The organism is Micromonospora sp. ATLC20 (assembly GCF_057196585.1).
The window spans coordinates 1-4,791 of record NZ_JBXUOV010000280.1 but is presented as its reverse complement, the minus strand read 5'-3'; the positions used below and the strand labels follow the sequence as shown (position 1 = coordinate 4,791).

4 protein-coding genes and 2 pseudogenes are annotated in these 4,791 nt (G+C 71.7%); 1 reads left to right on the top strand and 5 read right to left on the bottom strand.

Annotation, left to right across the window (positions count from 1 at the left end; genetic code table 11):
- The 5 genes and pseudogenes from AC2CHG_RS30005 to AC2CHG_RS29985 all read right to left on the bottom strand — a co-directional run.
- Positions 1–190, bottom strand: a pseudogene (locus AC2CHG_RS30005) (SAM-dependent methyltransferase); the annotation flags it as partial.
- A 32-nt stretch (positions 191–222) separates the two neighbouring features.
- Entirely contained in the window at positions 223–825 is a 603-nt protein-coding gene (locus tag AC2CHG_RS30000; RefSeq protein ID WP_357209646.1) for a phosphatase PAP2 family protein, read from the bottom strand.
- A 22-nt stretch (positions 826–847) separates the two neighbouring features.
- Positions 848–1,714 (bottom strand): carbohydrate ABC transporter permease, encoded by an 867-nt coding sequence (locus AC2CHG_RS29995; protein ID WP_013285935.1) that lies wholly within the window; start codon positions 1,712–1,714, stop codon positions 848–850.
- Positions 1,714–2,673: a carbohydrate ABC transporter permease gene (locus AC2CHG_RS29990; RefSeq protein ID WP_402805521.1), complete on the bottom strand. Its 960-nt coding sequence runs from the start codon at positions 2,671–2,673 to the stop codon at positions 1,714–1,716. The genes AC2CHG_RS29995 and AC2CHG_RS29990 overlap by 1 nt, the downstream gene beginning before the upstream one ends.
- A complete protein-coding gene (locus tag AC2CHG_RS29985; RefSeq protein WP_357209648.1) occupies positions 2,670–4,061 on the bottom strand; it encodes an ABC transporter substrate-binding protein in 1,392 nt (463 codons plus the stop codon). Before AC2CHG_RS29985 ends, AC2CHG_RS29990 begins: the two co-directional genes overlap by 4 nt.
- A 121-nt stretch (positions 4,062–4,182) precedes the next feature.
- Between AC2CHG_RS29985 and AC2CHG_RS29980 the strand changes: the two are divergent.
- Positions 4,183–4,791 (top strand): annotated as a pseudogene (locus tag AC2CHG_RS29980) (oxidoreductase); the annotation flags it as partial.

Genomic DNA, 4,791 nt, shown 5'->3' with positions numbered 1-4,791 from the left:
GCGCGGCGGCGACCCGGCCGGTGCCGCAGCCGGCGTCCAGGACGCGCGCGCCGGGCGGCACGAGCGCGTCGAGCAGCCGCGCCTCACCGGACAGGTCGGCGCCCTCGGCGGCGAGCTGACGGAACCGGTCCACGTACCACTGCGAGTGGCCGGGGTTCGTGTCGGTCACCCAGCGGGTCGGCTTGCCCATGAGACCACCGTAGCTGATCTTGTGACGGCGGGTCAGGCGAGTGCCAGGAACGTGCCGGCGGCGAGCGGCCCGCCGAGCGCGACGCCGGCCAGCACCTGCGGCCAGGTGTGGTCGCCGAGCCGTACCCGGGACCACCCGACGGCCGCGACGAGCACCCAGCCGAGGTTCGCGGCCGGGCCGGCCAGCGGCACCAGCACGGCGACCGTGGCGGCGGCGACCGCCGCGTGGATGCTCAGCTTCCACCAGTGGTTCACCAGCGCGCAGGCCGCGCCGACCACGAAGACCACGACGATCACGGCGAACAGTTCGGCCGGCGCGCGGACCGCCGCCAGCAGCAGCAACCCGGCCGCGACCGAGGCCAGCCCGATCGACAGCGGCCGGGCCCGCTGCGTGCGGTCGCCGACGTGCCGGTCGGTCAGGCGTCCCCGGCGTACGCCGTGCGCGAGCACGCCGATCGGGATGACGGCGCAGAAGGTCAGCGCGATGCCGCCCCAGAGCAGGAACTGGCCCGCCGAGCGGCTGACCCGGGCGGCGGCGATCAGCGGCAGCGCGGTGACCAGGACGGTCGGGGCGAGCGCCTCGGTGAGCAGCCGGGCCGCCCGTGCGCCGCCCCGGCGCTCCCGTGATGCTCGCACCCGATCATCCTGGCACGGACGCTCAGCCCTTCTCGGCCCCGCTGGTGAGTCCCTCGGTGAGCAGGCGTTCCCCGGCGAAGAACAGCACCACGATCGGCAGCGTGAGGATGACCGATCCGGCCATCAGCACCGTCTTGGGCACCTCGACGCCGTCGGCGAGCAGCGACAGCCCCAGCGACACGGTCCACCGGTCCGGCCGGTCGACCAGGAACAGCAGCGCGAACAGGTACTCGTTCCACGCGATCATGAAGTCGTACAGCGCGACGGCCATCACCGACGGGGCCGCGAGGGGCAGGCTGACCCGGCGGATGATGCCGAGCCGGCCCGCGCCGTCGATCGCCGCCGACTCCTCCAGGCTGACCGGAATCGTCTCGAAGTAGTTCTTCAGCATGTAGACCGACACCGGCAGCGTCTGCGAGATGTAGACGAGCACCAGTCCGGTCAGCGACCCGCGCAACCCGGCCCGGGTGAAGACCACGAACAGCGGGATCGCGATGACGATCGACGGGAACAGGTAGACCGCCAGGAACAGCGCGCTGACCTGCCGGCGGCCGAAGAACCGCAGGCGGGACACCGCGTACGCGCCGGGGATGGCGATCACCAGGGTGAGCGCGGTGGCGGCCAGCGCCACCAGGCCGCTGTTGCGGATGAACGTGAGGAAGCCCTGGCCGCCGTCGGAGACGGACTTCAGCACCTCGGCGTACGTGGCGACGGTCAGCTCGCCGAACGGCACCCAGAGCGAACCGGGCTCCAGCAGCAGGCGTTCGATCGGGCGTACCGACAGCACCAGCATGTACCAGAACGGCAGCAGCGTGACCACCAGGAACCCGGCGATCACCAGCCGGCGCAGCCAGCGCAGGCTCACCGTCTCGATCCGGTCCCGGTCCATCACGCCTCCCGTCGCGCGCCGAAGAAGCGCAGGTAGATCGCCACGAACACGAGCAGCACCACGGCGAGCACGACGGCCTGGGCGGCGGCCGCGCCGATGTCGGTGCGGGCGGTGAGGAACTGGTAGACCCGGACGCTCACCACCTCGGTGCCGGCCGCGCCGCCGGTGAGCAGGTAGACGTCGTCGAACTTGTTGAACGTCATGATGAAGCGGAGCACGCCGATCAGCGCGATCACCGGCATGAGCTGCGGCAGCAGGATGTGCCGGAACCGCTGGGTGGGTGTGGCCCCGTCGACCCGGGCGGCCTCCTCCAGCTCGCCGGGCACCGCTTGGAGCCGCGCGAGCAGGAACAGGAACGCGAACGGGAAGTAGCGCCACGCCTCGAACGCGATGACCGTCCACAGCGCGGTGGACTCCTGGGACAGGAACGGCACCGGCTGATCCCAGCCGAGGAAGCGCCGCCCCCAGTCGTTGACGATGCCGAGCTGCGGGTCCAGCATCACCTGCCAGACGAACGTCATGGCGACCACCGGCGCCACGTACGGCAGCAGCATCGACGCGCGGACCAGCGTGCGGCCGCGGAACGGCCCGCGTACCGCGAGCGCCGCCACCAGGCCCACCACGATCGAGCCGGCGGTGCCGCCGACGCTGTAGAGCACAGTGGTCCAGAGCGTGTCGGCGAACCCGGGCGTGTGCAGCACCCGGTCGATGTTGTCCAGCGTCAGCTCGCCGAACAGGCCGGTCTTGCGCAGTGTCGCCAGGCGTACCCGCTGGAAGGCCAGCACCACCGTCCAGACGATGGGTATGCCGATCACCGCGACCACGACGAGCAGGGTCGGGCTGACCAGCGCGAGCCCGGCGCGGGACTCGCGGCGGCGAAGTGTCAGCGGACGTCGGCCGGGTCGGCGGGACCGCTCCGGGGTGGGGGAGCGGCCGGCCTCCGGCGCGGTGGTGGTCAATTGACGCCCTTGGCTATCGCCTCGACGTCCTTACGGGCGCGTTCGGCGGCGGCACGGGCGTCGGACTTGCCGCCGACGACGTCGGCGAGCGCCTTGGGTACGGGAAGCTCACCGAGGATGGCGCCGACGAGCTTGCCCTGGTTCTCGGTCAGGCCCCAGCGCTGGAACGTGTCCGGACTCTTCCGCAGGGTGGCGAGCACGTCCTCGCCGTACACCTCGGACAGCGGCTTCTTGGTGTCCACGCCGGCCGGGCTGGTGTTCCAGGCGGTCCGGAACTTCTGCTTGTCCTCTCGCGTGCCGGTGCGCACCGGGAAGCGGCCCTCGGGGGACATGCCGAACCAGCGCGGGTAGCCGTCGGAGAGCATGTACTCCACGAACGACTTCGCCGGGTCGGCCGCGCCGTCGAGCACGGCCCAGGAGCTGACCTCGCCGTACTGGGCCGGTTCGGTGCCGTTCGGGCCCTTGATCGCGGTGACGAAGCCGCTGTTCTTGGCCAGCCAGGCCGGGTCGGACTGGCACTGCGGGCAGGTGGGCCGGGCATCGGCGCGCAGCCCGGCCAGCTCGTCGAGGATGAACGGCGACCAGATCAGCATGGCCGCCTTGCCGGCGAAGTAGGTGGCCCGGGTGGTGTCGACGTCCTGGGCGCCCTTCACCGAATTGTTCCGCATCAGGTCGCCGTAGAAGCGGAACGCCTCGACGCACTCGGGGGAGTCGAGCGTGACCTTCCCGGAGTCGTCGGTGAGCCGGCAGTTGTTCGCCAGCGCCAGGTGCTCGAACGTCTGCTGGGTGAACACGTCGCCGGGGGAGGTGGCCGCGGTGATACCGGCGACGCCGCCGGTGTTCAGCTTCGCCGCCGCGGCGGCGATCTTCTCGTACGTGTCGGGCGCCGGCAGGCCGGCGGCGGCGAACAGGTCCTTGCGGTAGACGAGTAGCTGGCCCCACCCGTCGCTCGGTACGGCGAGCTGTGCGCCGCCGTCGCTGGTGAGTTCCAGCGCGCGGGGCGTGAACGTGTCCCGGCCGAGCCGGTCGACGACGGCGGCGTTGGCGTCGGCGTCGAGGAGTTCGTTCGCGGACAGCGTGCGCACCCCGGCCAGCGAGACCGAGCCGACCACGTCGGGCAGGTCGCCGGCGGCGGCGCTGGAGGCGATCAGGGACGGGAACTGGTCCTCGTTGACGGTGACCAGGTTGACCTTGACGCCGGTCTTGGCGGTGTAGTCGGCGATGATCGTCTTGGTGGCGGCGACGCGGTCCGCCACGTCTTCCAGGCTCCAGACGGTGATCTGCGAACTGTCGGATTTCTGCCCGTCGTCGCTGCATGCGGCCATGCCGGTCCCGGCCAGTGCCAGGATCAGGCTGATTGCGAGCCGCCGCGTGGAGGGTGATGACATCGGTGGCACTCCTCTCGAAAGAGTACGGCCTGCCGCTAATACCCATCGATTCATCAATCGAATCACATATGCCCATTTTTTGGGTTAGAATCGGGGTCGGCACTTCCCTCGGAGCGACGCCATGAGCAACTGGGTTGTCTCTCTGGCCGGGCCCCGGCACGTACGCCTGGAGCCCTGCCCCACGGACCGGCTCGGTCCGGGCCAGGTCCGCGTCCGCACCCGCTACTCGGGCATCTCCGCCGGCACCGAGCTGACGCTCTACCGGGGCAGCAACCCGCGACTGCGCAAGGACTGGGACGCCGGCTCCCGCATGTTCGTGCCCCGCCAGGCCGCGCCCGCGTACCCGGTGGTCGGTTTCGGTTACGAGGAGGTCGGCGAGATCGTCGAGGTCGCGCCCGACGTGGCCGGGCGGCGGCCCGGCCAGCTCGTCTGGGGCATCTGGGGGCACCGCGCCGACGCCGTGCTCCCCGCGACGGCCGCGCATCCGCTGCCACCGGGCCTCGACCCGCTCGCCGCCGTGTTCGCCCGGCCCGGCGCCATCGCGCTGACCGCGGTGCTCGCCGGTGACCTGCATCTGGGCGACTGGGTGGGCGTGTTCGGGCAGGGTGTGATCGGGCTGCTCGGCACGCGTCTGGCCGCGCTCTCCGGCGCCCGGGTGGTCGCCGTCGACCGGATGCCGGGCCGGCTCGCGCACGCCGTGCGGCTCGGCGCGCGCCGGGTGGTCGACGCC